Source organism: Deinococcus roseus (assembly GCF_014646895.1).
GTDB classification, from domain to species: Bacteria; Deinococcota; Deinococci; order Deinococcales; family Deinococcaceae; genus Deinococcus_C; species Deinococcus_C roseus.
In genome coordinates, this window is record NZ_BMOD01000069.1 from 1 (window position 1) to 1737 (window position 1737).

The window sequence follows — 1737 nt, forward strand, 5'->3', positions numbered from 1 at the left end:
TGAACCCCCCAGGGACCGCAAACCAGAACCCAGCAAAGCGGAACTGGACAAGCGTTTTGCAGGTCGCCTGAAGGTCCGGAAGCAGGCCAGTTGAGTGTCTGAAATTCCCCGACTGATTCCAGACATCAACGTGCTGCTCAGTGGACTAACCAGTACCAGAGGACCTTCCTTTGATTTGTACCGGGCAGCCCAGCGTTTTGAGGTAATGCTGGTGCTTTCAGAGCAGCATTTCACTGAACTGAGGCAGGTGTTGACCTATCCAACCGTGTTGGCTCTGGGTGGTGGCATCACCCCTTCAGATGCCTTTGGACTGGCAGTGGAGTTGTACCGGGTAGCAGAAGTGGTGGTGCATCTGGAGCATTACGACTGGCCCTCTTGCCCCGACCCGAAAGACTGGTACCTCCTGGATTTGCTGATAACCTCGGATGCAGATGGGATTGTCACCAAGGACAAACACTTGCTGAGACTGTCCAACAAACTGGGTATTCCTGTCTATGAGCCTCGACAAATAGTAAAGTTTTTTGAAAACTAACACAGCAATAAGTTGGCTGGGACATCCCAGCCAACTTATTGCTGTGTTAGTTAATCACTTGCCAAGCAATCTATTTCTAATCGATGAATTATTAATCCATTCATCAAATATTGAATGTGTCAAATAATTGATATGACTGTTTGAAATCAGTATAAAAAAATTGAATAAAAACCTCGTTAGAATACAGTCAACTAAATGAATACTCATATTACTTCTTGAATCTTTGCCCTTAAAGAATGATAAAACTTCTATATTTTCACTATTTATTGTAAATTGTGTTGTCGAATCTATTCCTTGCTCATATAATTCAATTGTAAAAGATTTATTTTCTATTTCATTATTATTAATTAAATTATTGACTACTTCATCAATCCAATTTAAAATGCTTGGTAATTGCTCTAAAAATATTGGCAAATCTGTGCGAACATCTACTGGCAAAACAATATCTTCATGATTGAAAATAAATTTCACACTCATATTCTCATCTATCCAATGACACAAGTCTATTAATACTGACTGATAGTTATCTAAGTTTAGATCATATTCCGGAATAAAGAGGGTGTCGGTTCTGCTATGGAAAAGCCTATCTGTCTCAAGCCTAATATCTATCATTCTGCATCACTCTCCTGGTATATATGGGTAAGCAGTCTTAATACCTGTTTTGCTGGGAACTATTAAGGCATGAGTTGCTGTTACGATTTCCCCATTTGGTTTAATAACCTGCCCTAGGCCTCTGGGAATTTCGACTGTTATGACCTCTTTAATTTCTCCCAAGCCTCCAAGATACTTTGAAGCTGCCTCATTATCCAACCACTGACCTTGATCATTTCCAGTACCTCTGGCTCTATCAATTAAGCTTTTCGTATTTTTAGTTCCAGCACCATGAGTAGAGAAAGTATGCCCGAATTGTGGAGTGCTTCTCCAATTAATAACTTTTGTTACTTCGTCACCTTCAGGGCAGTTATGCACCAACCAGCCCTGAGTCCCGACGAAGAAGGTGTGGGCTTCCTGGACCTCCAGATTGTACATGGTACGGGCTTCCTGGATGGTGTTGACGTACCGAACTTCACCCAGGGTGCCGTCAGCCTGCTTGAGTTTGTCCCCAACTTTCAGGTGTCCTGCTCCCACCCACTTGTCACTCAGGTCCGAGTGGCCCTCAGGTTTGGGTCTGGGTTCAGCGTCTGAACGCTCCGTGACGTAGAAGG

3 protein-coding genes are annotated in these 1737 nt (G+C 42.9%); 1 reads left to right on the plus strand and 2 read right to left on the minus strand.

Going from position 1 to position 1737, the window contains the following annotated elements; translation table 11 throughout:
* Positions 1 to 94: 94 nt before the first annotated feature.
* Positions 95 to 532: a putative toxin-antitoxin system toxin component, PIN family gene (locus IEY52_RS26360; RefSeq protein ID WP_229684999.1), complete on the plus strand. Its 438-nt coding sequence runs from the start codon at positions 95 to 97 to the stop codon at positions 530 to 532.
* A 54-nt stretch (positions 533 to 586) separates the two neighbouring features.
* Here IEY52_RS26360 and IEY52_RS26365 read toward each other — a convergent pair whose 3' ends face one another.
* The gene (locus IEY52_RS26365) at positions 587 to 1144 is read right to left on the minus strand and encodes a hypothetical protein (RefSeq protein ID WP_189009654.1); all 558 of its coding nucleotides are present in this window, start codon (positions 1142 to 1144) and stop codon (positions 587 to 589) included.
* 6 nt (positions 1145 to 1150) lie between these two features.
* A partial coding sequence (locus IEY52_RS26895) for a polymorphic toxin-type HINT domain-containing protein (RefSeq protein ID WP_229685000.1) occupies positions 1151 to 1737 on the minus strand: 587 nt, incomplete at its 5' end.